Annotated in this window: 24 protein-coding genes and 1 tRNA gene; 16 read left to right on the forward strand and 9 right to left on the reverse strand. The window is 60.3% G+C overall.

Annotated elements, in window-relative coordinates; all coding sequences use genetic code 11:
• Nucleotides 1-9: 9 nt before the first annotated feature.
• Nucleotides 10-477, forward strand: coding sequence for an SRPBCC family protein (locus Q1A32_RS09580; protein ID WP_299613096.1), 468 nt, complete (start codon nucleotides 10-12; stop codon nucleotides 475-477).
• Nucleotides 478-546: 69 nt separating this feature from the next.
• On the opposite strand, the gene Q1A32_RS09585 is transcribed toward Q1A32_RS09580, so the two are convergent.
• Complete coding sequence (locus tag Q1A32_RS09585) at nucleotides 547-1377, reverse strand: prephenate dehydratase (RefSeq protein WP_299652210.1); 831 nt, start codon at nucleotides 1375-1377, stop codon at nucleotides 547-549.
• Nucleotides 1378-1517: 140 nt separating this feature from the next.
• On the opposite strand from Q1A32_RS09585, the gene Q1A32_RS09590 reads away from it, so the two are divergent.
• The 6 genes from Q1A32_RS09590 (at nucleotide 1518) to Q1A32_RS09615 (ending at nucleotide 9024) form a co-directional block, all read left to right on the forward strand.
• A complete protein-coding gene (locus Q1A32_RS09590) occupies nucleotides 1518-2021 on the forward strand; it encodes a cytochrome c family protein (RefSeq protein ID WP_299652212.1) in 504 nt (167 codons plus the stop codon).
• Nucleotides 2022-2325: 304 nt separating this feature from the next.
• Complete coding sequence (locus Q1A32_RS09595; protein ID WP_299652859.1) at nucleotides 2326-4173, forward strand: extracellular solute-binding protein; 1848 nt, start codon at nucleotides 2326-2328, stop codon at nucleotides 4171-4173.
• 4 nt (nucleotides 4174-4177) lie between these two features.
• On the forward strand, nucleotides 4178-5269 hold the full coding sequence (locus tag Q1A32_RS09600; RefSeq protein WP_299652214.1) for a microcin C ABC transporter permease YejB: 1092 nt from the start codon (nucleotides 4178-4180) through the stop codon (nucleotides 5267-5269).
• Nucleotides 5269-6447: an ABC transporter permease gene (locus Q1A32_RS09605; RefSeq protein ID WP_299652216.1), complete on the forward strand. Its 1179-nt coding sequence runs from the start codon at nucleotides 5269-5271 to the stop codon at nucleotides 6445-6447. The genes Q1A32_RS09600 and Q1A32_RS09605 overlap by 1 nt, the downstream gene beginning before the upstream one ends.
• Nucleotides 6447-8024, forward strand: a complete 1578-nt coding sequence (locus tag Q1A32_RS09610; protein ID WP_299652224.1) for an ABC transporter ATP-binding protein — start codon at nucleotides 6447-6449, stop codon at nucleotides 8022-8024. The genes Q1A32_RS09605 and Q1A32_RS09610 overlap by 1 nt, the downstream gene beginning before the upstream one ends.
• 31 nt (nucleotides 8025-8055) lie before the next feature.
• Nucleotides 8056-9024, forward strand: coding sequence for an ABC transporter ATP-binding protein (locus tag Q1A32_RS09615; protein ID WP_299652226.1), 969 nt, complete (start codon nucleotides 8056-8058; stop codon nucleotides 9022-9024).
• Here Q1A32_RS09615 and Q1A32_RS09620 read toward each other — a convergent pair.
• Both Q1A32_RS09620 and Q1A32_RS09625 read right to left on the reverse strand, forming a co-directional pair.
• Entirely contained in the window at nucleotides 9007-9246 is a 240-nt protein-coding gene (locus tag Q1A32_RS09620; protein ID WP_299652228.1) for a DUF6552 family protein, read from the reverse strand. The genes Q1A32_RS09615 and Q1A32_RS09620 overlap by 18 nt on opposite strands.
• Entirely contained in the window at nucleotides 9243-9371 is a 129-nt protein-coding gene (locus tag Q1A32_RS09625) for a hypothetical protein (protein WP_299613081.1), read from the reverse strand. The genes Q1A32_RS09620 and Q1A32_RS09625 overlap by 4 nt, the downstream gene beginning before the upstream one ends.
• Nucleotides 9372-9471: 100 nt before the next feature.
• Here Q1A32_RS09625 and Q1A32_RS09630 point away from each other — a divergent pair, with 100 nt between their 5' ends.
• A complete protein-coding gene (locus Q1A32_RS09630) occupies nucleotides 9472-10347 on the forward strand; it encodes a LysR substrate-binding domain-containing protein (protein ID WP_299652230.1) in 876 nt (291 codons plus the stop codon).
• Nucleotides 10344-11153, forward strand: a complete 810-nt coding sequence (locus tag Q1A32_RS09635; RefSeq protein WP_299652232.1) for a zinc-dependent peptidase — start codon at nucleotides 10344-10346, stop codon at nucleotides 11151-11153. Before Q1A32_RS09630 ends, Q1A32_RS09635 begins: the two co-directional genes overlap by 4 nt.
• On the opposite strand, the gene Q1A32_RS09640 is transcribed toward Q1A32_RS09635, so the two are convergent.
• On the reverse strand, nucleotides 11150-12595 hold the full coding sequence (locus Q1A32_RS09640; protein WP_299652234.1) for a D-alanyl-D-alanine carboxypeptidase family protein: 1446 nt from the start codon (nucleotides 12593-12595) through the stop codon (nucleotides 11150-11152). The two genes, Q1A32_RS09635 and Q1A32_RS09640, sit on opposite strands and share 4 nt — an antisense overlap.
• Before the next feature lie 207 nt (nucleotides 12596-12802).
• A complete protein-coding gene (locus tag Q1A32_RS09645) occupies nucleotides 12803-13501 on the reverse strand; it encodes an HAD family hydrolase (RefSeq protein ID WP_299652862.1) in 699 nt (232 codons plus the stop codon).
• 110 nt (nucleotides 13502-13611) lie between these two features.
• Between Q1A32_RS09645 and clpS the strand changes: the two genes are divergently transcribed.
• From clpS to hemF, 4 genes are all read left to right on the forward strand, one after another.
• A complete protein-coding gene (clpS, locus tag Q1A32_RS09650) occupies nucleotides 13612-13953 on the forward strand; it encodes an ATP-dependent Clp protease adapter ClpS (RefSeq protein ID WP_299048401.1) in 342 nt (113 codons plus the stop codon).
• Nucleotides 13954-14937, forward strand: coding sequence for a class I SAM-dependent methyltransferase (locus Q1A32_RS09655; protein WP_299652236.1), 984 nt, complete (start codon nucleotides 13954-13956; stop codon nucleotides 14935-14937).
• Between the two features lie 4 nt (nucleotides 14938-14941).
• The gene (locus Q1A32_RS09660) at nucleotides 14942-15745 is read left to right on the forward strand and encodes an SDR family NAD(P)-dependent oxidoreductase (RefSeq protein WP_299652238.1); all 804 of its coding nucleotides are present in this window, start codon (nucleotides 14942-14944) and stop codon (nucleotides 15743-15745) included.
• Between the two features lie 70 nt (nucleotides 15746-15815).
• Nucleotides 15816-16709, forward strand: a complete 894-nt coding sequence (hemF, locus tag Q1A32_RS09665; protein WP_299652240.1) for an oxygen-dependent coproporphyrinogen oxidase — start codon at nucleotides 15816-15818, stop codon at nucleotides 16707-16709.
• Nucleotides 16710-16924: 215 nt separating this feature from the next.
• Here the strand turns inward: hemF and Q1A32_RS09670 are convergent, their stop codons facing one another.
• Both Q1A32_RS09670 and hemC read right to left on the reverse strand, forming a co-directional pair.
• Nucleotides 16925-18511, reverse strand: a complete 1587-nt coding sequence (locus Q1A32_RS09670; RefSeq protein WP_299652242.1) for an acyl-CoA dehydrogenase family protein — start codon at nucleotides 18509-18511, stop codon at nucleotides 16925-16927.
• Nucleotides 18512-18693: 182 nt separating this feature from the next.
• Nucleotides 18694-19650 (reverse strand): hydroxymethylbilane synthase, encoded by a 957-nt coding sequence (gene hemC / locus Q1A32_RS09675; RefSeq protein ID WP_299652243.1) that lies wholly within the window; start codon nucleotides 19648-19650, stop codon nucleotides 18694-18696.
• A 65-nt stretch (nucleotides 19651-19715) separates the two neighbouring features.
• Between hemC and hemE the strand changes: the two genes are divergently transcribed.
• Together hemE and Q1A32_RS09685 are read left to right on the forward strand one after the other, a co-directional pair.
• Entirely contained in the window at nucleotides 19716-20765 is a 1050-nt protein-coding gene (gene hemE, locus Q1A32_RS09680; RefSeq protein WP_299652244.1) for a uroporphyrinogen decarboxylase, read from the forward strand.
• A gap of 47 nt (nucleotides 20766-20812) precedes the next feature.
• Nucleotides 20813-20889 (forward strand) — tRNA-Met (locus Q1A32_RS09685).
• A gap of 383 nt (nucleotides 20890-21272) precedes the next feature.
• Here Q1A32_RS09685 and Q1A32_RS09690 read toward each other — a convergent pair.
• Both Q1A32_RS09690 and Q1A32_RS09695 read right to left on the reverse strand, forming a co-directional pair.
• Entirely contained in the window at nucleotides 21273-21668 is a 396-nt protein-coding gene (locus Q1A32_RS09690; protein ID WP_299652246.1) for an ACT domain-containing protein, read from the reverse strand.
• Nucleotides 21669-21678: 10 nt separating this feature from the next.
• Nucleotides 21679-23202, reverse strand: a complete 1524-nt coding sequence (locus Q1A32_RS09695) for a trimethylamine methyltransferase family protein (RefSeq protein WP_299652248.1) — start codon at nucleotides 23200-23202, stop codon at nucleotides 21679-21681.
• A 162-nt stretch (nucleotides 23203-23364) separates the two neighbouring features.
• Here Q1A32_RS09695 and Q1A32_RS09700 point away from each other — a divergent pair, with 162 nt between their 5' ends.
• On the forward strand, nucleotides 23365-25779 hold the full coding sequence (locus Q1A32_RS09700) for an FAD-dependent oxidoreductase (protein ID WP_299652251.1): 2415 nt from the start codon (nucleotides 23365-23367) through the stop codon (nucleotides 25777-25779).
• Nucleotides 25780-25805: the final 26 nt, after the last annotated feature.

Genomic DNA, 25805 nt, shown 5'->3' on the forward strand with positions numbered 1-25805 from the left:
GCAACTGGCATGAAATTCTCGGCGCGGGAAGACGTTGCGGCTCCTATCGACAAGGTGTTTGCCGCTCTCAACGACTTTGAAGGATTTGAACGACAGGCCATGCGTCGTGGGGCCGAAGTGCAGCGGGTGGACCCGCTGACGCAGGCCGGTGTTGGCATGCGGTGGAAGATTTACTTCAAGATGCGCGGTCGTCGTCGAGAACTTGATCTGGAACTCAGCCGCTACGATGCCCCCAATGAAATGGTGTTTGATGTGGCGTCGCCCGGCATGACCGGCACCTTCACTGTTGAGCTGCTGGCGTTGTCGCGCAGTCGAACGCGGATGGCGTTGGCGTTGCATATCGCACCTTTGACGCTGTCGACGCGGCTCTTCGTACAATCGCTGAAACTTGCGAAATCGTCGTTGACCAAGCGATTCAAGCTGCGTGTTGCCGATTATGCAAAAACGCTGGAAGACCGGTTGCAGCGCAGCGCTTGATCGGGCCTGTCGGGCGGCTCTGTTTGTCCCTTAACGGGCCAAATGCGCCCACCCGCCGACCCGGTTCCATCAATCGCGACCGGGTGCGGCCGGGTATACGCCCAAGATATCCAAGCGATGGGTGAAGTAATCCAGTTCCTCCAGCGCCCGTGCCAACGCAGGATCGTCCGGGTGTCCCTCGACATCCGCATAAAACTGCGTTGCGGTGAAGGCCCCACCAACCATGTAGCTTTCCAGCTTTGTCATGTTCACGCCATTGGTCGCGAAACCGCCCATGGCTTTGTAGAGAGCGGCGGGAATGTTGCGCACTTCAAAAACGAAGGTGGTGATCATCGTGTCGCCCCGGCGCGTGGTGTCGTCGTCAGGCGACATCAGCAAAAAACGTGTCGTGTTGTGGCCCTGATCTTCGATATCGCGGGCCAGCACGGTCAACCCGTAAATCTCTGCGGCGACGGATGATGCCAGCGCCCCGACACCCAGTTCCTGCGCTTGGGCAATTGCGGCAGCCGCACCAGCGCTGTCGGGCGCGGCTTCTGCCGCTATGTTGCGCGCATCAAGATAGGCACGCGCCTGTGGGATCAAGACCGGGTGAGCGCGGACCAGCGAAATGTCGTCCAGGCTTTGGCCGGGCATTGCCATCAACGCAATGCGCACGCGGACAAACGCCTCGTCGACGATGTGCAGGCCGCTTTGCGGTAGCAACCTGTGAATGTCCGCCACGCGGCCATAGGTGGTGTTTTCGACGGGCAGCATGGCCATATCGGCAGCGCCTTCGCGCACGGCGGCGATGACATCTTCAAAGGCATGACAGGGCACAGGCGTGGCATCAGGTCGGGCTTTCAGCACGGCCTCGTGGCCGTAAGCGCCCAAATCTCCTTGGAACGCAATCCGTGTCGACATCGTTTGTCCTTTGCTGCCGGGCCGCTACCTCGTGGTCGGGCAGGGCGATTGGTCGCGGTTTCTATACCTTGCCAGTGCCAAGGGGAAGCCGTAGATACCCGCCGGAACGACGACAACAAAGCCACGGAATCGGAAGCCAAATGTTCGACACCATGACCTTTACCAAGATTGCGGCCAGCCTGTGTGGCGCGCTGCTGGTTCTTTTGCTGGGCAAGTGGGCCGCGGACGAACTGTATCATGTCAATGGTCACGGTGATCAGGCCTATGTCATCGACACAGGGGCTGACGAATCTGCAGAAGAGGTGGTCGAAGTGGCCTTTGCCGACGTGTTTGCCGCGGCCGACGCAGGCGCAGGTGCCCGCGTGTTCCGTCAGTGCAGCGCATGCCACAAGCTTGAGGAAGGCGAACATGCTGTTGGACCATCCCTTTATGGCGTTGTCGGACGTGAAGTCGACGGGACGGATTACGGTTCCTATTCCGGCGCGCTTGAGGAAGTGGCTGATGTCTGGACGCCTGAGCACCTGAACGGATTTCTGGAAAACCCACGCGGCTACGCGCCGGGCACATCCATGGGTTACAACGGTCTGCGTGACGTCGAAGACCGGGCAAACCTGATTGCCTATCTCCAAAGCGTCGTCAACTGATCCGCTTCAAAACCAACAATCGAAGCCGCGCGCGTCTCGCCCGCGGCTTTTTTTGTGCCAAATGTTACAGTCCTCTCACATGGCAGGGATCGGATCACGGATTCTCAAGTTGCATATTGGCGTGGCGCGTATTTAGCTTATTTCCAATGACAAGACGGCCCTGAATGCCACTGACCGGAGGAATTCCATGCGACCCAACCCCAATCGCGCTCAAAAGCAGGCCCATGTGACATCGCGTGTGACAGCAGCACGGAACAAACACATCCTGTGGGGCGGACTTGGGGTTTTCGGTCTTTTGATCACGATGGCAGTGTCAGGAGTGGCCCGCGCAGATGGTCATGAGAACGTAACATCGGCCCACGGTTATTCCTTCTACGGCGACCTCACCTATCCCGAGGACTTTCCGCACTTTGATTATGTGAACCCGGACGCCCCCAAGGGTGGTGAAATATCGTTGGGCACGGTCGGCACCTTTGATTCCCTGAACCCCTACACGCGCAAAGGCCGCGGTGCGGCTCTGTCGAGTGTGATGTTCGAGAGCTTGCTGGGCGAGGGTGTGAATGCCGCGCCCGCACCAGCAGATGTTTACGCTGAATACTATGGCCTTTTGGCGGAACGCCTCGAATATGACGAAGGCAAGAACTGGGTTATCTTTTACATGCGTCCCGAGGCGAAGTTTTCCGATGGCTCCCCAGTGACGGCCCATGACATTGAGTTCAGCCACAATCTGCTGCTTGACCAAGGCCTGAAATCTTATGCCGACGCGGTGCGCAAACGCATCCCCAAGGTGGAAGTGTTGGACGATCACACGATCAAATTCCACTTCGCAGAAGGAATTTCTCGCCGGTCGCTGATCGATCAGGTGGGCTTTGTCCCGGCATGGTCAAAGAAGTGGTACGAGGAAACAGGTGCGCGGCTGGACGAGGCACGGCTTGAAATCTCGCCCGGCTCGGGTCCCTACATGCTCGACAGTTTCGATGTGAACCGGCGCGTCGTTTACAAACGCAATCCCGATTATTGGGGCAACGATCTGCCCTTCAACGTCGGACGCAATAATTTTGACAGCATCCGCATCGAATACTTTGGTGACGCAGAGGCGGCCTTTCAGGGCTTCCTTGCCGGTGAGTTTACCTTCCGCACCGAAAATGATTCCAAGAAGTGGGCGACGGGTTACAACACTCCCAAGGTCAACAACGGCTCCATCGTCAAGAAAGAGCTGCCAAACGGGTCGCCCCCCACACCGTCGGGCATCGTGTTCAACCTGAACTCGCCTGTCTTCGAAGATAAACGCGTGCGCGAAGCGGTGGCCTTGGCCTTCAACTTCGAGTGGACCAATGCGTCGCTGCAATACGGCCTGTTCAAACAGCGTGCATCGTTCAGTCAGGACACACCCGTGATGGCGAAGGCCAAGCCGGAAGGGGCGGAGCTGGAATTGCTGCAAAGTCTGGGCGATCTGGTTCCGCCAGACATGCTGACCGAAGACGTGCGTCAACCCCACACCTCAAGCGAAGCACGGTTGTTTGACCGGCGCAACGCGCGCAAGGCAATGGCATTGTTGGATGAGGCCGGTTGGGCCGTCGGCGATGATGGCGTCCGCCGCAACGCCAATGGTGACACGCTGAAAATCAATTACCTGTTTAACTCATCGTCGCCGGACACGCTGTCGGGCGCGATGGAGAATTTCGTTTCGAACGTCGAGAAGCTGGGGGTCGACATCTCTTTCGAGAAGGTCGATCCCTCGCAATACACATCTCGAGAGCGGGACCGGGATTACGATCTGGTCTATGATGCCTACGCCGCCTTTCTTGGTACGGGCACCGGCTTGCGCCAACGCTTCGGATCCGAAGCCGCCGAATTTTCATTGTTCAACCCTGCCGGACTGGCCAGCCCACTGGTTGATGCGATCATCGACGCATCTCTCACCGCGGAAACACGTGAGGAAGAAGTGGCTGCCGTTATGGCGCTCGACCGGGCACTGCGCTACGAATTCATAATGATCCCTGTGTGGTACAACCCCAGCTTCTGGGTCGCTTACTACGACATGTTCGAGCACCCGGAGACGATTCCACCCTATGCGCTGGGCCAGTTGGATTTCTGGTGGTTCAACGAAGAAAAGGCCGCAGCACTTCGGTCCTCCGGCGCACTGAGATAATCGGATGGCCCCCTATATCCTGCGACGGTTGCTGTTGGTCATCCCGACCCTTCTTGGCATCCTTCTGGTCAACTTCACACTGACCCAATTCGTGCCTGGCGGCCCTGTGGAACAAGCCATCGCAAGGGCCCAAGGGGGCGGTGACGTCTTTGGTGGGTTCGCGGGAGGCAACAATGACGCGGGCGCGGATGAGCTGAACACGGCTTCCGACAGCACCTATGTCGGCGCACGGGGCCTGCCGCCCGAGTTCATCGAGGAGTTAGAGCGCGAGTTCGGCTTTGACAAACCACCGATCCAACGCTTTCTCAACATGATCTGGAACTACGCCCGCTTTGATTTCGGCGAAAGTTACTTTCGATCTATCAGCGTCATAGACCTTGTCATCGAAAAGCTGCCCGTATCAATCACGCTTGGCCTGTGGTCCACGGTCATTGCCTATCTCGTGTCGATCCCGTTGGGCATTCGCAAGGCGGTCAAGGACGGCACCCCCTTTGACACATGGACGTCGGGGGCGATCATCGCCGCCTACGCCATCCCCGGTTTTCTCTTCGCGATCTTATTGCTCGTTCTTTTTGCGGGGGGCAGTTACTACCAGATCTTTCCGCTGCGCGGTCTGACATCTGACAACTTCGAAGACCTCAGTACGATCGGCAAAGTGCTCGATTATTTCTGGCACATCACCTTGCCCGTTCTCGCAGGCACCATCGGTGCTTTCGCAACGCTCACGCTGTTGACCAAGAACAGCTTTCTCGACGAGATCAAGAAACTTTACGTCATGACGGCCCGTGCAAAGGGCCTGTCAGAACGACGCGTGCTCTATGGCCACGTATTCCGCAACGCCATGCTGATCGTGATTGCAGGCTTCCCGGCAGTGTTCATCGGTGTTTTCTTCGGCGGCTCGCTCATCATCGAAACCATCTTCTCGCTCGATGGTTTGGGCCGCTTGGGGTTCGAAGCGGCGGTCGCGCGGGACTATCCGATTGTTTTCGGAACGCTCTATATCTTTGGTTTGATGGGCCTTTTGGTTGGTATCATCTCGGACCTTATGTACGTGCTTGTCGACCCCCGCATTGATTTTGAGCGGAGGGAAGGCTGATGGCGCTGCCCGAAACCGAAATCGACGTGGCACCGGCACCGGCGGTGGTACCAGCGCCGCGACGCCCGTTCTTTTCCCTGTCGCCGCTGAACCAACGCCGCTGGCGAAATTTCAAGAAAAACCGGAGGGCTTACTGGTCGCTCTGGATATTCTCGATCCTTTTCGGCCTCTCGCTCTGCGCGGAATTCATCGCCTACGACAAGCCGATCCTCGTGCGGTATCAAGGCCAGTTCTACACGCCCATCTGGAACTTCTATTCCGAAACAGATTTCGGCGGCGACTTTCGAACCGAGGCGAGCTACCGCGATCCGGAGGTCGAATGTCTGATTGTCTCGGGCGGTCTGATCGACTGTTTTGACGACCCCGAAGGTATCATTGCAGATGCGCAGGATGGCGAAGTTGATGGCGTCGAGATCCAGAAGGGTTGGACCATCTGGCCCCTGATCCCCTACAGCTTCGACACCGCCGTGGACCGGCCCGGTGCAGCCCCGCTGCCCCCCAATGGCGAGAACCTGCTGGGTACGGATGGCACCAAGCGCGACGTGATGGCACGCGTCATCCATGGCTTCCGCCTGTCGGTGCTGTTCACGCTTGTAGTGACAGGTGCCTCCGCCATCATCGGCATTATCGCGGGCGCCGTGCAGGGATATTTCGGCGGACGAACAGACCTCATCTTCCAACGCATCATCGAGATTTGGTCGTCCACGCCCAGCCTTTACGTGATCATCATCATGTTCGCGATCCTGGGGCGAAGTTTCTGGCTGCTTGTGTTCCTGCTGGTCCTTTTTGGCTGGACCGGTCTTGTGGGTGTGGTCCGCGCCGAATTCCTGCGTGCGCGCAACCTCGAATACGTGCGTGCCGCACGGGCGCTGGGCGTCGGAAACCTGACGATCATGTTCCGCCACATGCTGCCCAATGCGATGGTGGCGACACTGACGATGCTGCCGTTCATCATCACCGGCACCATCTCTTCCCTCGCGGTCCTCGACTTCCTTGGTTTTGGCCTGCCGTCATCGGCCCCGTCGCTGGGGGAGCTGACGTTGCAAGCCAAGCAGAACCTGCAAGCGCCGTGGCTGGCCTTCACTGCCTTTACCGTGTTCGCGATCATGCTCAGCCTTCTGATCTTTATCTTCGAAGGCATCCGAGACGCATTCGACCCAAGAAAGACATTCTCCTGATGGCGCTTCTCCAAGTAAATGACCTGCGCGTTGGTTTCCGGCAGGATGGTCAGCTGACTGAGGCGGTCAAAGGCGTGTCCTTCCATGTCGACCGGGGTGAAACTGTCGCACTCGTGGGCGAATCCGGGTCTGGCAAATCGGTATCCGCGCTTTCCACCGTCTCGCTCTTGGGCGACAGCGCAGAGGTGTCGGGATCGGTCACTTATGACGGGCAGGAAATGATCGATGCCGACGAACGCCTGTTGCGCAAAGTGCGCGGCAACGACATCTCGTTCATTTTCCAAGAGCCGATGACATCCCTGAACCCGCTGCACACGATCTACAAGCAGCTCGCGGAAAGCCTTGCGTTGCATCAGGGGATTGCTGGCGATGCTGCCCGTAGCCGCATCCTCGAACTGATGGACAAGGTGGGCATCCGCGATGCGGAGAGCCGCCTTGGCGCCTATCCTCACCAATTGTCTGGCGGTCAGCGTCAACGCGTCATGATCGCAATGGCTCTTGCCAACCAGCCTGATGTCCTGATCGCGGACGAGCCAACGACCGCACTCGACGTCACCATCCAGGCTCAAATCCTCGACCTGCTGGCGGACCTGAAAGAAAAGGAGGGTATGGGCCTTTTGTTCATCACCCATGACCTTGGCATCGTGCGCCGCATTGCAGACCGCGTCTGTGTCATGCAGCACGGCGAAATCGTGGAAACCGGTCCCACAAAGGACATCTTCGACAACCCGAAGCACCCCTATACGCAGAAATTGCTCAGCGCCGAACCCACCGGACAACCGGCCCCCGTTCCCGAAAGCGCCGAACTGGTGGCCGAGACGGAACACCTCAAGGTCTGGTTCCCCATCACGGCAGGCTTGTTGCGCAAGACTGTTGGACATGTGAAGGCGGTAAACGACGCCACCATCCAAGTGCATGCGGGCGAAACAGTCGGCATTGTCGGCGAATCCGGGTCAGGCAAGACCACTCTTGCACTGGCCATCATGCGGCTGATCTCGTCAGAGGGCAGCATCGTCTACATGGGGCAGGACATCCGGTCATGGTCGGTCCGCGAACTCCGGCGCCTGCGCAAAGACATGCAGATCGTGTTTCAGGACCCGTTTGGGTCGCTCAGCCCGCGTATGACAGCAATGCAGATCATTGCCGAGGGACTTGGCGTGCACGGCATCGACGACGGACGCAGCGCGCGCGAGGTGGTTGCAGAGGTAATGGCCGAAGTGGGCCTCGACCCCCTGACGATGGATCGCTACCCGCACGAGTTCTCGGGTGGTCAACGGCAGCGTATTGCCATCGCGCGGGCCATGGTGTTGCGACCCAAGCTGGTGGTGCTGGACGAACCGACCTCCGCCCTCGACATGACAGTACAGGTGCAAATCGTGGAATTGCTGCGCGGGCTTCAGCAGAAATACGGGCTGGCGTTCCTGTTTATTTCCCATGATCTCAAGGTCGTGCGCGCAATGAGCCACAAGGTCATGGTGATGAAACAGGGCGACGTGGTCGAACAAGGCGATGCGGACGACCTGTTTGAACGGCCACAAACCGACTACACGCGCCTTCTTCTGCAAGCCACGCACTAGGCCAAACGGTTCCGTGCGCTAGGTCCACGGCATGCATCGTTCACTGTACCGCTATATCCTTGCCCACTCGCGGCGCCAGCAAATCGGTCTTGCCGGGCTGACGCTGATCTTGGCGCTGCTACAACCTGTGCCGCTTGAGTTGCAACGCCGGGCATTGGACGATGCCGTCGCGAACAGCGATCTCGATCTGCTGACACTTCTATGCGGTCTTTATCTGGTGGCAATCTTCGGGGCGGCCGCTGTCAAATTCGGCGTGCGTCTCTGGCGCGATTACATCTCGGCCCATGTGACGCGCAGTCTGCGGGATGACACCTATCGGAACATCTATACCGAGCACTGTCCGCCCCAATACCGCAAGGATGACGGCGATTCTGTCGATGATGGCGCCGTGGTGTCGATCCTGTCGAACGAGGTCGAAAAGCTGGGCGGGTTTGCGGGCGATGCAATCTCCGCACCGTTGTTGCAGGCGGGCACGCTCATTGCGGTTTTGGGCTACATGCTGGCGGTCGAGCCGGTGATCGCGGCCATTGCCATCGGACTCTACCTGCCGCAATTCGTGATCGTTCCCATCGCGCAGGCCCGGATGAACCGGTTGGCCAAGGCCAAGGCAGAAGAGACGCGCGATCTGGGTGACTTCATGGTGGATGAACCAGACGACAGCCTGTTCAACCACGACCCGCCGGACAAGTTCAACAGCATGTCGGATCGCATCCGTGATCTGCGCAAAAGCTTTGTTCTGACCAAGCACACGATGAAAACGATCAACAACCTGTTGATCGCACTCGGGCCGTTCGGGGTCATCGCCTATGGCGGCTACCTTGCCATTCAGGGCGAGGTACAGGTGGGTGTGATTGTTGCGTTCATCTCTGGATTGGAGCGGATCGGGGACCCGATCCGGGATCTGATCGGGTCCTACCGGGGCATCGCTGACGCGCGGATGCGCTATGGCCTGCTGCGCGACAGCTTTGAGGGGGGAGAGGTTTCAGGCCCCGGCAGCTAGCCCCACCATCATGGCAGCCAGCGCCACGATATGGATCAGCATGATCGCCCGATCATTCCAGCGCCAGCCCACAACGAACCAGCCCAGAATACCCACCAGGAAGAAGTACAGATTGGCAGGTGTTGCACCCATGGCTGTCGCGCCATAGCCCATGATTTGAACGAGGGACGCTGCCCATTTGATCGTGTCCGTGTCGACGGACCGCCGAAGAACAGCAATCACAGCTTGTCCAGATCGATGCATTTGGTGCGCTTGCCTTGCCACCAGCGGGTCTTGGGCAATGTCACACGGGTACAGGGGCGATTGCGCGTCGCGGTCATGAAAGTTTGTGCGTAGATATCCAGCATGGTGCACCTCTTGGGGAAAGAAGGAATATGCACCTATATTGACGAATAAGGCTGATCATGCGACTCAAATGGAATGCACACATGTAAGCTGAAATAACATATGGAATGGCGTGACCTTCCCCCATTGGCCGCACTCCGCGCCTTTGCAGCTTTTGTCGACACCGGCAGCGTTGTGGCGGCGGGACACGCCTTGTCCGTCAGCCATGCGGCGGTCAGCCAGCAACTCCGCGCGCTGGAAACGCATCTTGGTGTCAGCCTGTTCGACCGCTCGGGCCGGGCCATGCGCCTCACCGACGATGGGGAATTGCTGGCGCAGGGCTGCGCTGACGGTTTCGCCAGCATTGCCCGCGCTTTGGCGATGGTCACCGGAGCGGAGGCCGCGCGCCCACTGCATATCTCGCCTACACCCAGCTTTGCGGCCGCGTGGCTCATGCCGCGCCTGTCAGAGTTCCGCGCGCAGCATCCCGGCATCAATCTGGTGCTCAACCCCACTGCTGAACTGGTCACGCTCACCCCCGGCGGTGTGGACGTGTCGATCCGCTATGGCACGGGCGGATGGGAGGGGTTGGACAACGAACTACTGGTGCCCACCTCCATGGTCGTGGTCGCAGCCCCTGACCTGATCGAAGGGCGCGATATCTCCGATCCCTCGCGCCTTGGCGCGCTGCCTTGGCTGGAAGAGGTCGGTACCACCGAAAGCTCTCAGTGGCTTGCCCTGCGCGGTGGCGCAGGCATGCCACGCGGGCCCGTCACCCAAGTGCCCGGCAATCTGATGCTCGACGGCGCACGGGACGGGCAGGGGGTCGCCGTGACCGTTCGCACCTTTGTCGAGGCGGATATTCAGGCGCGCCGCTTATGTGTTCTGCACGAGGACGTAACGGAGGGCGCAGGCTATCACCTTGTCACGCGCCCCGGCATTCAGCGCCCCCCGCTGCGCGACTTCATCCGCTGGATCAGAAAGGCCGCCAAGACATGATTTACTTCTTTGGCCTTCTTACCCTGATCGGCCTTGCGTTGGCCTACCGCACATGGCGCAAACGCCAATGGCAACAAGAGGTGCTCGCATCCCGTCTCACGGACGAGGAATGGCGCATCATCCGGGCGCAGATGCCGCTTATTCGCAAGCTGCCGCCGGACCTCAAAGCACCGTTCGAAGGCAAGGTCGCCCTGCTTCTGAACCAGGCAGACCTGGTGGGGTGCAATGGGCTTGAGGTCACGGATGAAATGGCGCTCAGCATTGCGGCTCAGGCGGCTTTGCTCGTGGTAAACACCGATGCCTGGTACAAGCATTTGACCACCGTTTTGATCTATCCCGGCGCTTTCAAATCCAAGCAGACCACACAGGATGGCTATGTCGTGACCGAGCAGGACGTCGTGCGGCTTGGGGAAAGCTGGTCACGCGGGCCAGTTGTTCTGTCATGGCAGGACGCCCAGCAGGGTGGGTTGAACGACAATGACGGTCTGAACGTGGTCCTGCATGAGTTTGCGCACCAGCTTGATGACCTGTCCGGCCAGACCGATGGTGCGCCGCCCATGGCTGCGGGTCAAAGCTTTGCCACGTGGCGCGCTGTGATTGTCGAGGCTTTTGACCGGCACGTCGCCAGTATTAACGCCGGACGCCGCACGGTTATCGATCCCTATGGCGCCACAAATCATGAAGAGTTCTTTGCGGTCGCGGTCGAAGCCTTTTTCGAACGACCCCAAGCCCTCAAACGCGCGGAACCGGATGTTTATGACCAGATCGCCATTCTGCTGAACGTGGACCCGGCCAGCTGGTCCTAGGATTTCGGCCCGATCATGAAGCAGGTGACGTTGCGCGACTGCAGACGACGACAAGCGAGGTCCGCTCCATCACGAGTCATACCCATGAAGTTGGCGTCAAATCCGGTAGGGCGTCGCACAACCTTGCGCAGGCTGCCGTCCAGTGATGACATTTCGGCCAGCGCGGTCTGCAACAGGACCTTTTCGGCTTTGTAGCGGCTGCCATAGCGGCCCACGTTCACACCCCAGTGTCGTCCGCCGGACGTAGACACACGGGTCACGACCTCAGGCTCTTGCGTCAATGCCACCTGCGTCGGACGCGCCTCAGGACGGACGGTGGGCACCAAGGCGGCAGACACGGCAGTGGCTGCAGCCGCGGCCGTCGTCTCGGTGGTTTGGGCCGCGACAAGCGCTGTCTGGATGTCATCCGGCAACACGGTGGGAACCACCGGGGTTTCGGCCACCAGCACGGGGGCGGCACTGCCTGGACGCATCTTGGGTCGGTAGCTGGTTTTCACCGCACCGCTCAGGCGGATGATCTTGCCCGCACCTTTTGGCGCATCCTGATTGCCGGCAACGATGACGGGCTCGTCACCCGGCACGTATCCCGGCTTTTGCGGCTTGCGCAGCGGCGCACGGCTGGGTGCGCGACGAAAGCCCAAATCCAGCAGTTCAGCCACCTTGGCGTTCCGCGATGCGGTCGATTTGCCGCCAAAGACCGTGGCGATGATGCGTTCATTTCCGCGTTCTGCGGACGCCACAAGGTTGAAGCCCGCGGCCCGTGTGTACCCGGTCTTGATCCCGTCCGCGCCTTTGTAATTGGCCAGCATCCGACGGTTGGTGTTGTTCACACTCTTGATGCCTGCATCTGTCGAGGTGCGCGAAAACAGGTTATAATACTGCGGGTAATCATACAGCAGATGGCGGCCCAGGATCGACATGTCGCGGGCCGTGGACATATGCCCGCTTTCTGTCAGGCCGTGCGCGTTCTTGAAGGTGGTGCGGGTCATGCCCAATGACTTCGCAGTGCGGTTCATCCGGCGGGCAAATGCTGCTTCGGACCCGGAAATCGCTTCGGCAATGGTTGTGGCGGCATCATTGGCCGACTTCACGGCAGAGGCACGCACCAGATAGCGCAGCTTGATGCTTGAGCCAGCGCGCAGGCCCAGCTTCGATGGCACCTCGGCGGCGGCCTTCTTGGATACCTTCACCTTGGTGTCCATGGTGATCTCGCCCCGCTCGACCGCCTGAAAGACGACGTAGAGGGTCATCATCTTGGTCAGCGATGCCGGGTGCAGTCGCGTGTCCGCGTTGCGGGAATGCAGCACTTCGCCTGTGCGCGCATCCATAACGAATGCGGCATAAGGCGCTGCCATGACGGAGGCGGGCAAAATTACCACCATCCACAAAATTGCAAAAAGAATGAGCCCAATACGGGCCGACTGCGCGCGTCGAACCTTCACGGTAAACCTGCCTTATGACTGCCTCTGGCCGCCGATTATTCGACTGACCTTTTTATTTATTGGCGCAAAGCTAGCACAGGTCGCATTTTCGATAAAGTCTTGATGCCACTCACGTTTCCGTTTTTCTGCACCTGCATCTCTCAACATGTTGCGGATGCGGTCCCGAATGGCCCCATTTGGGCGATTGTGGCAGGATTGTGGCGGCGCTCAATCGCGCATGCGCAGAAAATCCGGCAGCGCGCCCAAGTCAGGCAAGGCCGCGTAACGCGGGTGCCCGTCCGGGGCGTCTGCCGCTTCCAGGTCCCATGCGAGATCGTGAGGCACAAAGACGCCGAAGCCGCCCGCATCGATCATCGGTCGCACATCCGATTTCATCGAATTACCGATCATCATGCCGCGATCCGGCCCGCCAAATTCGGCAAAAATGCGGGCGTAAACGGAAGGCGTCTTGTCCGACACGATCTCGACCCCGTCGAATAAATCCCCCAGCCCCGACTGCGCCAGCTTGCGCTCCTGATCCAACAAATCGCCCTTGGTTATGAGCAGCACAGGGCCACGGTCCTTGGCGACAGCCACCGCGTCTTTGGCAAAGGGCAGCAGGTCTATGGGATGCGACAGCATCTCTTGCCCTGCCGCGATCAAGTCGCCGATCACCGCACCGGGCACCCTGTTCTCAGTCACTTCCAGCGCCGTCTCGATCATCGACAGCACAAAGCCTTTTACACCAAAGCCATAATGCCCGATGTTGCGCCTCTCTGCCGACAGCAGTTGCGCATCCAGATCAGGCACATCCGCGTGCGGGGCCAGCAGTTCTGCAAATCGGTCCTGCGTCAGCTTGAACACCCGTTCATTGTGCCAAAGTGTGTCGTCCGCATCGAACGCAATACATCTGGTTTCGAAGACCATCCCGTTGCCTGCGGCGCGACATTCCCGCACCACCCTCTTTTCTAAAGCGTCCCCTGCGTTATATAGGGTGATCCAAGCTCACCAAGAGATTCCCGCAAGCGAGGACGCGCATGCAGTCTGACATGCACATGATGGCAGGACCGATGGACGACGATGGGGACACCAGCGTCGTCACTGAAACCAAGCCCAAGACCAAGCGCCCGCCTCTCTACAAGGTGCTGCTCTTAAATGACGACTACACGCCCATGGAGTTTGTGGTCCACGTGCTCGAACGGTTCTTTGGCCTCAACCACGCGCAGGCGTTCGAGATCATGCTGACGGTCCACAAAAAGGGCCTCGCCGTTGTGGGTGTCTTCAGCCACGAGATTGCCGAGACGAAAGTGGCGCAGGTCATGGACTTTGCCCGCCGGCATCAGCACCCGCTGCAATGCACAATGGAGAAAGAAGAGTAAGTGATCGGTGATCGCTTGCCCTTGGCGCTCGATGCGATGGACGCATTGGGCGATGGCCCCGTGGCCGTTCTGCATCCTGCCGAAGATGCCGACCTGTCCAGCTTGCCAAAGGACTGCGTGCACATCGTGTCGCCTTTGGTCACCGTCTGCACCCAATTCGAACAACGCGGCTATATCGTCTCGCCCGAGCTGCCCAAAGATACGCGCTTTGCCACCAGCATCGTCTGCCTGACCCGCGCCCGCGCCGAAGCCCAAGCGCTTGTTGCAGCCGCCATGGCCCAAACCGACGGCCCGGTGATCGTGGACGGCCAAAAGACCGACGGCGCGGATTCCATGCTAAAGGCCTTGCGCAAAAGGGCCGAGGTCAGCGCCCCCATCTCCAAATCCCACGGCAAGATCTACTGGACCGCTGGCGGCGCCGACTTCGCGGACTGGGCGCGTGGTCCTGAACTGCACGAGGGCGGCTTCTGGACCGCGCCCGGCGTGTTCTCCGCCGACGGCGTCGATCCGGCCTCCGCCCTTCTGGTCGAAGCGCTGCCCGAGGTGATGGTTGGCACCATCGCCGACCTTGGCGCAGGCTGGGGCTACCTGTCGGCCCACCTCCTGACCCGCGATGTCAAAGCCGTGCATCTGGTCGAGGCGCATGACATGGCGCTGCAATGCGCCCGCCACAACATCACCGATGACCGCGCCCTTTTCCACTGGGCCGATGCCACTTCGTGGACACCGCCCGAAAAGGTCGACGCCGTGGTGATGAACCCACCCTTCCACAAATCCCGCAGCGCCGACCCGTCACTGGGCCGCTCCTTTATCGCCAACGCTGCCCGCATCCTCAAGCCGCATGGCGCGCTTTGGATGGTCGCCAACCGGCACTTGCCTTACGAGGATGCCCTCGCGTCCCACTTCACCAAAGTGGTTGATCTCGATGGCGATGCGCGGTTCAAGCTGGTGCGGGCCGAACGGCCCAAACGGTCAAAGAGGTAACCCCATGTCCTTTTCCATCAACGGCAAGACGGCCATCGTGACGGGGGCGGCCAACGGTATCGGCCTCGCCATCGCGCGGCATTTCGCGGATCGGGGTGCCAATGTCATGTGCGCCGACATGGACGAAAAACGGCTGCACGCGGAACTTGGCGATGTCGCGGAAGAGGGGAATATCCGCTACTTCGCCGGTGACCTCCGCCAGCGGCTGACCATCGCCAATCTCGTGTCGGCCACCATTGATGCCTTTGATCAGGTCGACATCCTTGTGAACGCCTCGCGGCAAGTGATGGAGACGGACGCGCTCAATCCCGAGGATACCTCTGTCGAGATGTTGCTGGAGCAGAACCTGATGACGGCCTTGCGCCTCAGCCAACAGGTGGCGCGGCGGATGATCAAACAGTCCAAGGACGATACGGAATCGACCAGCATCGGCTCCATCGTCAACCTCTCCTCCATCGCTGCGCATCAGACGCGGCCCGAACTGCTGGGCTATTCCATCGCCTCGGCCGGACTGGAACAAATGACCCGCTCCATGGCGCTGGCCCTGGCACCCAACCGCATCCGCGTGAACGCTGTGGCGTTCGGGTCGGTCATGTCGGCTTCGCTCAAATCCTCCATCGGGGACAATCCGGACTGGCGCGATCAGATCGAAAGCCACACGCCCCTGCACCGGATCGCCAGCCCGACGGAGCTGGTGGACGCCGTGCAATTCCTCGCCTCTGATGGCTCCGGCTTTGTCACAGGCGATGTGATGACGGTGGATGGCGGGCGCAGCCTGCTTGATCCCGTGGATGCGCCCGCGCACTAGAGACGTTTTGTCCTTTGCCCCGCGTGGCACCCTGCGCTAAAAATCTGTCAACCAAACAGGACAGTGCGCGATGACAGAACAATTCGACACCCAGAAAACACGGGCCTCCGCATGGTTCCGCCAGTTGCGTGATGACATCGTCGCGGCGTTCGAAGGGTTGGAAGACAGCCACGACACCGGGCCAATGTCGGACGCCGGGCCGGGCCGGTTCGAAGTGACGGACACCAAGCGCACCTCAGACGATGGCTCTGACGCGGGCGGCGGGTTGATGAGCGTCATGCGCGGCGGTCGCGTGTTCGAAAAGGTCGGTGTGAACGTCTCGACCGTATACGGTACGTTGGGCGAACGGGCACAGATGGCGATGGCCGCACGCAAGGGCATTCCGGGGATGAAGGATGACCCACGCTTCTGGGCCTCCGGCATCTCTCTTGTTGCCCACATGCAGAACCCGCATGCCCCTGCCGTTCACATGAACACGCGTATGTTCTGGACCCCGCACGCATGGTGGTTCGGCGGCGGGTCGGACCTGAACCCCTGCATCGAATACGCCGAGGACACGGCGCACTTTCACGCCCAGCAAAAAGCGCATCTCGACCCGCACGGCGACGCGCACTACCCAAAGCTCAAGGCATGGGCGGACGAGTATTTCTACATCCCGCACCGCCACCGCGCCCGCGGGGTTGGCGGCATCTTCATGGATGACCACTGCACCGGCGATTGGGAGGCGGACTTCGCCTTGACCCAGGACATCGGCCGCGCGTTTTTACCAGCCTACGTTCCCCTGGTCGAAAAGCGCCGCGTGCAGGATTGGGATGACGCCGACAAGGACGCGCAACTGGTGCATCGTGGGCTCTATGCCGAGTACAATCTGGTCTATGACCGGGGCACGAAATTCGGGCTGGAAACCGGGCATGATGCGAATGCGGTGCTGATGTCGTTGCCACCTTTGGCGAAATGGGTGTGATTTGTCCCCGCGGGGACACGGGTTTCGGTGGCTTTGCAATTTCTTAGCCGGTTTGTGATTTGCAAATGGTTGCAAAGGCTTATCCAGCGTGCGGTGCGGTTTCGTCAAATTAAACAGAGGTTTGGCACCATTGTGCCCAACGGGGCGCGGTCGCAGTTTTTGGCCGAGGCTGGTCTGTTTGCGCAGAGCGCAAAGACGCCCACCCGCCGGCCCTTTCAGCCATTGAAGCTTTGTACAATCGACCGGGCGTCGACGCCGGTGATGCTGCCAGCGATTTGACCTGACGGGGCAGTCAAACGGGTCCCGACAAACGCATCGGTGACGGCGCCCGGAGCGGTGCGGATCAGAACCGATCCGGCTAGCAGAAGAGCGGTGCGTTCAGCGAAAAGCCGTGCCTCGCCTTCGTCCGGCAGCTTGGACCAGCGCGCGCGGTGGTCTTTCAATGCCTGATCAAACCGTGGGTCACTTCCCGTGGCGGCATCCAACCGCGCGCGCAACGCCTCCAACGCATCTGTGTCGCGCGACAGGGTGCGCAGGATATCCAGACAAATAACGTTGCCGGACCCTTCCCAAATGCTGTTGAGCGGGGCCTCGCGGTAATACATGGGCATGGGCGTATCTTCGACATAGCCCATGCCACCAAGCGCCTCCATCGCCTCAAGCGTGACGCGCGGGCACAGCTTGTTGTTCAGAAACTTTGCTAGTGCTACGCCGATCCGGGCAAAGGGCCGGGCATCTGGGTCATCAAATGCCATCGCGACATACAAGCCCAACCGCGTCGCCACCTGCCAATCAAGGATCAGGTCCGCCAGCACCGATTGCATCAGCGGCTGGTCGATCAACCTTTTCTGAAACACAGTCCGATGCTGCGCCCAATGCATCGCATGGGTCAGCGCCCCGCGCATCAATCCGGCGGGGGCCATGGCCGTATCCAATCGCGTGTGATGGACCATCTCGATGATCGTCTGCACCCCACGCCCTTCATCGCCGAGTTGGTGGGCGAGGGCATCGCGATACTCGATCTCTGACGAGGCGTTGGCCTTGTTGCCCATCTTGTCCTTCAGCCGCATCAGGTGGATCGCATTTCGGTCCCCATCAAGCCAGCGCGGGACAAGGAAGCAAGTGAGGCCATTGTCCGTCTGCGCCAGTGTCAAAAATCCATCGGACATCGGCGCAGAGCAGAACCATTTGTGCCCTGTCAGTCGCCAATTGTCGCCGTCACGCACTGCACGCGTGGTGTTGGCGCGCACGTCCGATCCGCCCTGTTTCTCGGTCATCGCCATGCCCAACGTTGCGCTGTGCTTCTGCCCGATGGGCAGCGTGCGTGGGTCATAGTCGCGGGCGATCAATTTGGGCACCCACTGCGCGGCGATGTCGGTGTTCACCTGCAAGGCGGGCACGGCCGCATAGGTCATGGTCAGAGGGCAGCAATGTCCGGGCTCTACCTGGCTGGCGAGATATACCATCGCCGCATGCGCTACATGACTGCCCCCGTCCCATGCTGTTGCGGCATAGCCCGCCTCTTGGCTCAGCGTCATCATCTCGTGGTAGGCGGGGTGGAACGTGACCTCGTCCAAGCGTCGCCCGCCACTGTCAAAAAGCTGAAGCTCCGGCCCGTGCCGGTTGGCGGAACGCCCGGTGGCGCGCGTTTCTGACTGCCCGAGAGCTGCGCCATAGTCGGACAGGCTATCGGGTGCGGTGCTGCGCAAGATGGGGTCGGAAGCATAGAGGTTTAGATCACCCAGCGGGTCGGGCTGGTTTTCGACCTGGTGGGTGGGAAGATCGCTGCGTGGGTCGGACATATGCCAATCGTGGGCGCACGGTCGTGAGTCGGTCAAGCGGCGACCGCGTGGATGACACGAGCGTGTTCGTCTTCGCTGTTTCAACAGCGCCTGACGGTCGGACCGTTGCGTATGCCAACAATTGGGGCTCTGCCCCCGGCCTGCGGCCTCCCCCGGAGTTTAACCGGCAAGATGAAAGCGGATCAGTGCCAGTCGAAAAAGCCTTTGCCTGCGGTTTTGAGCAGGTCCTGCCCGAGGTCTGTGCCCATGGCTTTGCCGTCGGCGATAGAACCCTGACGTGTGCCACTTATGGCGTCGGAGCCGTCGGGGCGGAGAACTTCGCCCGTGAGTGTCAACGTGTCGCCATCGAGAGTGGCGAGGCCGGCGATCGGTGTTTCGCAAGAGCCGTCGAGTGTGAACAGGAACTGCCGTTCGGCGGCGAGGCGGTGCCCGGTCGCGGCGTCGTGGATGGCGGCCAGCATTTGGGCCGTGTTGTCGTCATTCAGCCGCCGTTCAATGCCGATGGCGCCTTGGGCGATGGCGGGCAGCATGTCTGTTGTTTCGACCGGGGTGGCAGGCACATCTGTCATGTTCAGGCGGTTCAGGCCAGCGCAGGCAAGGAAGGTGCAATCGGCCACGCCGTCGGTCAGCTTTTGCAGCCGTGTTTGCACGTTGCCGCGAAACTCGACCACATTCAGGTCGGACCGCGTGTGCATGAGTTGCGCACGGCGGCGCAGGGACGAACTCCCGACAGTGGCTCCCTCGGGCAGGTCGGCGATGGCTTTGTACTTCGGGGATACAAACGCGTCGCGCACGTCTTCGCGCGGCAGGTATGTGTCGAGGATCAGGCCGTCCGGTTGGACCGTTGGCATATCCTTCATTGAATGGACGGCAATGTCGATGCCGCCATCCAGCAGCGCCTCTTCGATCTCTCGGGTAAACAGACCCTTGTTGCCGATTTCCTTCAGGGGGCGGTCGGCGGCGATCATGGAACGGTCATCGCCTTGCACCTTGATCACGACGATCTCGAACGCCTCTTTGGGCAGATCGAACGCAGTGCTCAGACGCTGGCGCGTCTCGTGGGCTTGGGCAAGGGCGAGGGGCGATCCGCGGGTTCCGATCTTGAGCGGAGCGGCGGGAGAAGGTAGGCGCACAGTCATGGGTTTATCTTTTAGGTGTGTCAACTTATGTTGACAACTGGAAACGAACGACAGGGATGTGCGCGATGAAAGATGGTGGGTCGGCCAAGACGATTTTGCGGGCTTTGGCGGGTGAGGTTTTGCCCACGCCCCCCATCTGGATGATGCGTCAGGCGGGGCGGTATTTGCCTGAATACAAGGCGACGCGTGCGCAGGCCGGGGATTTTTTGTCGCTGTGCTACAATCCTGAGCTGGCCGCCGAAGTGACGCTGCAGCCCATCCGTCGCTATGGCTTTGATGCGGCGATTTTGTTTGCCGATATCCTGTTGGTGCCGCAGGCTTTGGGTGCCGATTTGTGGTTTGTCACAGGCGAAGGCCCGCGGTTGTCGACCATCACGGATCAGGCGGGTGTGGATGCGTTGAAGCCTGTGGACGCGATTCACGAGACGTTGAACCCCATCTACGAGACGGTGAAGATCTTGCGGCGGGAATTGCCAGCCGAGACGACTTTGATCGGCTTTGCTGGCGCACCTTGGACCGTGGCCACCTACATGATCGCGGGTCAGGGCACGCCGGATCAGGGGCCAGCCCACGCGATGCGCGAAGGCGCGCCGGAGGCGTTCGATGCGCTGATGGCGCGGATCACGGCGGCGACGATTGAATATCTGGCAGCTCAGATCGATGCAGGCGCGGAGGTCGTGAAGATTTTTGACAGTTGGGCCGGGTCGCTGAAAGGCGACGCGTTTCAGAAATACGCTGTTGCACCCTGTGCCGAGATTACCGGGGCTTTGAAGGCGCGATATCCGCACATTCCCATCATCGGTTTCCCGCGTGAGGCGGGTGAGGGATACATTGGCTTCCATAAGGCCACAGGCGTCGATTGTGTCGCTTTGGACAACTCGGTTTCGCCCGATTGGGCAGCTGCCAATGTGCAGGTTGACGGGTGCGTACAGGGCAACCTTGCGTCGTCTCATATGGTGACCGGCGGGCAGGCTCTGGTGGATGAAACGCGCGCGATTGTGAAGGCGTTTTCCAAGGGGCCGCATATCTTCAATCTGGGCCACGGGATCACACCGGATGCAGACCCAGACAACGTGTCCTTGATGATCGAGACAGTGCGCAGCGCAAACACCTGATTTCGCGCTTGACGACTCCAGAGGGCTGGCTTAGGTCACGCCCCCATGGCGCGGTAGCTCAGCTGGTTAGAGCGCTCGACTCATAATCGAGAGGTCGGGAGTTCAAGTCTCCCCCACGCCACCACCTTACACATGTACCTTTGTTTGATAGGTTGCGCGCCGCGGATGGCCCGACTGACGCGCATCGCTTTGGGCGCTACGCTGAGGTCAGGAGTTCAAGTCTCTCCCAAGCCACCATCAAATTCTGATTTGCGAAGCAATACAATCGGTCCGGGGGGACCGATTTTAGGAATTTGATGCCCGAACGCCTGCGAGGGGATTAACGTGACATGTGATCTGCAATGTCCGAAACTCCAGCGAGGGGCTTTGCGCAACTATGGGCGTCTCTGGCCCGTCTCGCGCATCGGCCTACGTCGATACTCTGCCGAGGCGACGTGCGGCGCGCTGCACTGGGGCGTTTCCCCAGACCCCGTTGTATTTTTGTCAGAAGAAACAGTTTGCGCCATGCTATCTCGCGTCGCCCTGCACGTTGAGAAGTGCGGCATAGGCGATGCCGCCCTGCGTTTTCGGAACGAAGATGTGATCGTGGTGGTAGCCCGCGACGACGTTGCAGGGGATGTTCTGCGCTGTCAGAGCAGTGGCGACTGCGGCAGTGAGGCCAACGCCTTCGAGATCGGAATTCACCTGCAGGGTGATCTGTTGCATCACTGCACTGCTTTCATAGCCGCCCGCCTTGGCCGTGGCTTCGGGCAGGATGAGGGTGGTGCCTTCGACCTCTTGAATAACGGCGAAAGCATCTGCTGGAATGGTACCCGTGCCTGTCACGGCGCAAAACACCCAATCGCCGGGTACCAGAACCGGTGTCATGCCTGCGATCATGGCTTGGGTGTCTTTGACGGTCATGGCGTGCCTCTCAGGGGTATCTGATGTCGAAGGCCGCGCGAATGGCGGCATCGGTTGCGTCATCGATATAGGACGGATGGTGATTGGCAAGGATATCGTCCACGCGGGCCGCGGCCCGGTCCCATGACGTGAGCGCGCCGGTGTCTTCCCATGTCTTTGGCGTGTCCCGGTCGGCGAGGCTGGGGTAGACATAGTCCCGCTCCATCACGGCGATGGTGGCTGGTCCGCCAAGGAAGTGACCCTCGCCCATCACCGCACCGCAGATGCCGTCATAGTCCAGCGTGTCGTCCGATACTTCGACGCCGCGCAGGATACGATAGGTCAGGCCATGCATCTCGTCATCCAGCGCAAAGGCTTCGAAGCTGGCACCTAAAAGAGCGGCAGTCATGCCAGAACTTTCGTAGATTAGGTTGCCGCCTGCAAGGGCGGCAGCCAGCGACGTGAGCCCCTTTTCGGTGCCGTATTGCGCGTCCAGCGCTTTGGCGTCCGTCATGGAGGCCGCCACACCTGAGACGAGGCCAAGGTGGTTGATGATCTGGGCGGAGGCGGCGTTCATCACTGCGATCTCTCCGCCTCCGCCAGCAAAAGCGCCCGTGCGCAGGTCGATGACCAGGGGCCAGTTCGAAAACACCATCGGGTGGCCCGGCTTGATCGCGTGCACCATCACAAGGCTGGCCAGCGTCTCGGCCAGCGATTGAGCGAGGAACCCTGCAAGTGTGGCGGGTGCGGTGGCCCCTGCCTGAGCGGCGGTGATGCAACTGACGGGGATGTTGTGCGCGAGGCATTCGTAAACCGTGTCCATCGCATCCGCACCAAAGCGCATGGGCGAGATGACGGGGCTGATATGCGCCTTCACGAAAGGGCGCTTGGCAAAGGCACCGTCGCCCCCGGCCAGCATGTCGAACATGTGGACGATGGGGGCGACATGCTCCGCGAGTGTAAATGCCGTGGCGACGGGTTTGGTGGTGTTCCGGATCAGCGCGTAGGCGGTGTTGATGTCGAGCAGCCATTCGGTGCCCATGTCGCCTGCGATGCAGCAGCGGGTGAACCAGCTGACATTGGTAAGTGTGTCTTGGAGCCGGGTGAAGTCATGCAGGTCGGCGAGCGTGGACGGGCGGTAGAGCCGCGTCTGCCGATCGAGGGTTTGCACGGCTGCACCGCCGGTGCCGAAGTGGACCGCGTTGCCGCCAACCTCGATCGTGCGCGCGGGGTCGCGGCCATGCAGGGGGAAGGTTTTGGGCGCTTGGTCTATGGCCTCTTCTACCAGCGTTTTTGGCAGTGATATCCGCCCGTTGGACAGGCTGTGCGCGCCCGCAGTTTCGAGGGTTTGGCGTAATCGGCCCGGAACTTCGCCCATGCCCAGTTCGGACAGAAGGCGCAGGGCGGTGGCGTAAATGGCCTGAATGTCTGCGTCGGACACAGGCCGGTATTGCCCGCCCATCTGGCCCGGTGGTGCGGGGTTCATTGGTGGCCCAGCGGCGCGGGCCTTTTTACGTGCGCTGCGTCCTTTGCGGATGGGTTTGGGGTCGGACATGGGATCAGGGGCGTTCAAGTTTTCGGATCAGGCAAGCGTCGTGCTTTGGTTTTGGGGATGGCAAATGCAGGTTTTAAGAACGCTGAAGGTAAAATCTCCTGATTGACCGGACCTGCGCGCCCTTCGATGGTCCGCAAAACATACCGATCCGGAGCGTAGCCCATGAAGACCCAGACCCGAGCCGTTGTGATTGGCGGTGGCATTGCTGGCTGTTCGACCCTGTATCATCTGACGCAGGAGGGGTGGACCGACGTGGTTTTGGTTGAACGGGACGAGTTGACCAGCGGAACCACTTGGCATTCGGCGGCACAGGTCACGAATTTCGGCATGAACCAGACGATGGTCGGCCTCAAGACGCATTCCATCAACCTCTATCAGGAACTGCGCGACGATCCGGATTATCCGGTGCAGTACAATCATGGCGACGGCGGCATTCGGCTGGCCAATACCGAAGCCCAGATGGACGGGTATCGCCATTTTGCCTCCATGGCGCGGGGCATGGGTGTGGAGTTCGAGGTGATTGATGCCGCCGAATGTGCGCTGCGGCATCCTCTGATCTCGACCGACAACCTGTTGGGGGGGCTTTGGGACGGCAATGACGGGGATATTGACCCGGCGAGCTTGTGTCAGGCGTTGGCGCGGCGCGCGCGCAACGCGGGGGCGGAAGTGTACCGTCAGACAAATGTCACCGGGCTGACGCAGCTCAGGGACGACAGTTGGGTTGTCCATACAAACAAGGGTGATATTGCCTGCGAGGTTGTTGTGAACGCCTGTGGCTACCGGGTGAATGAGGTGGGCGCGATGATGGGGGTGCACCATCCCGTCACGTCGATGGAGCATCAGTATTTCGTCACCGACGAAATCCCGGGCATTGTAGAGGCGGGGCATCGGATGCCGCTGCTGCGCTGCCCGATCAGCGACTATTACTGTCGGCAAGAGAAGAATGGGCTGCTCTTGGGCTTCTACGAACAGGACTGCAAGACCTGGGGCATGGACGGGATTTCGCCCGACTTTTCGAACGATCTGTGCCCGGATGATCTGGACCGGATCACGGATGTGCTGGAGGGTGCGTTTGAGCGGATGCCTGCGCTGATGGACGTCGGTATCAAGAACGTCGTGAACGGGCCGATCACCTACACCATAGACGGCGCGCCTTTGGTTGGGCCGATCCCCGGCAAGCGGAATGCGTTTTGTATCATAGGCTTGCGCGCTGGGTTGGGCGAGGGCGGGGGCCATGGCTGGCTGCTGGCCCAACAGATCGTGCACGGCGAGGCGTGCTATGACACGTGGTGTCTCGACCCTCGCAGGTTCACCGGGCATGGCAATGTGGAACTGACGGCGCTGAAGGCGATTGAAGACTATCAGAACGAGTTTCGGTTCCACTTCCCGAACGAGCATCGCCCGGCTGGAAGGCCCATGAAAACCACGCCTTTGACGCCCGTGCTGGCGGCTGAGGGGGCGGAGTTTACCGTTGTGAATGGGTGGGAGCGGGCGGAGTATTTCAAGCCCACGCCTGACTTCGAGGTGACGCACGGGTTTGGCTTTGACGAAGCCTTTGACATAGTCGCGGAAGAGGTGAAGGCGGTTCAGACCGGAGTGGGTCTGGCCGAGGTGAACGGGTTCAACCGGATCGAGATCACCGGTCCGGACGCGCATGACTTTCTGGACCACGTGATGTGCGGGCGCGTGACGCGGAAGGGGGGCAAGGTTGGGCTTGGCTATTTGTTGAACGACCATGGCTGTGTGAAGGCTGAAGCGACCATCGCCAACATTCCCGACGGGCCGGTGTGGTATGGGTCGGCGGCGGCGGCGGAGTGGCACGACATGGATTGGCTGTGCGCGCACGCGGACGGGTTTGATGTGTCCTTTCAGTCGCTTACAAATGACTACACGATCCTTGTCTTGGCGGGCCCAAAGGCGAGAGAGGTCCTGTCGGCTGCGTCACGCGGGGATTGGTCAAAGGCCGCATTCCCGTGGCTGTCGGTGCGTCGCGCCTTTGTCGGGATCGCACCTGCGGTGGTGATGTCGGTGAGTTTCTCGGGTGAGTTGGCCTATGAAATCCACGTGCCCAACAACCAGCTTTATGCCGCCTATCTGGCGTTGCGCGCGGCGGGTGAGGGGCACGGGCTACACCTGTTTGGCGCGCGCGCGGTGGAGTCGATGCGGATGGAGAAGGGGTATCTGCATTGGAAGGCGGACCTGATCACCGAGTTCGATCCGTTCGAGACGGGGCTGGACCGGTTTGTGAAGATGGACAAGGATTTTGTGGGCAAGGCGGCGCTGGAGGCGCGGCAGGCCAAGGGCCTAACGGCGAAGCTGGTGAGCCTGGCGGTGGACAGCACAACATCGCATGCCCATCCGGGCGCATCGCTTATGCAGGACGGCAAAGTTGTGGGCACTGTGACCTCGGGCGATTGGGGGCACCGGGTGGGCATGAACCTTGCCTATGCTTTTGTGCCGCCTGATCTGGCCGCGCAAGGTACTGAAATAACTGTGGATATGCTGGGTGCATTGGTGCCGGCCCGTGTCATTGCACCCGGCCCGTATGATCCTGATACTACCCAACCCCGCAGCTAGACCCCCTGCGCAGAAACCGGCGATAT

This window comes from uncultured Tateyamaria sp. (assembly GCF_947503415.1).
Lineage (GTDB): Bacteria > Pseudomonadota > Alphaproteobacteria > Rhodobacterales > Rhodobacteraceae > Tateyamaria.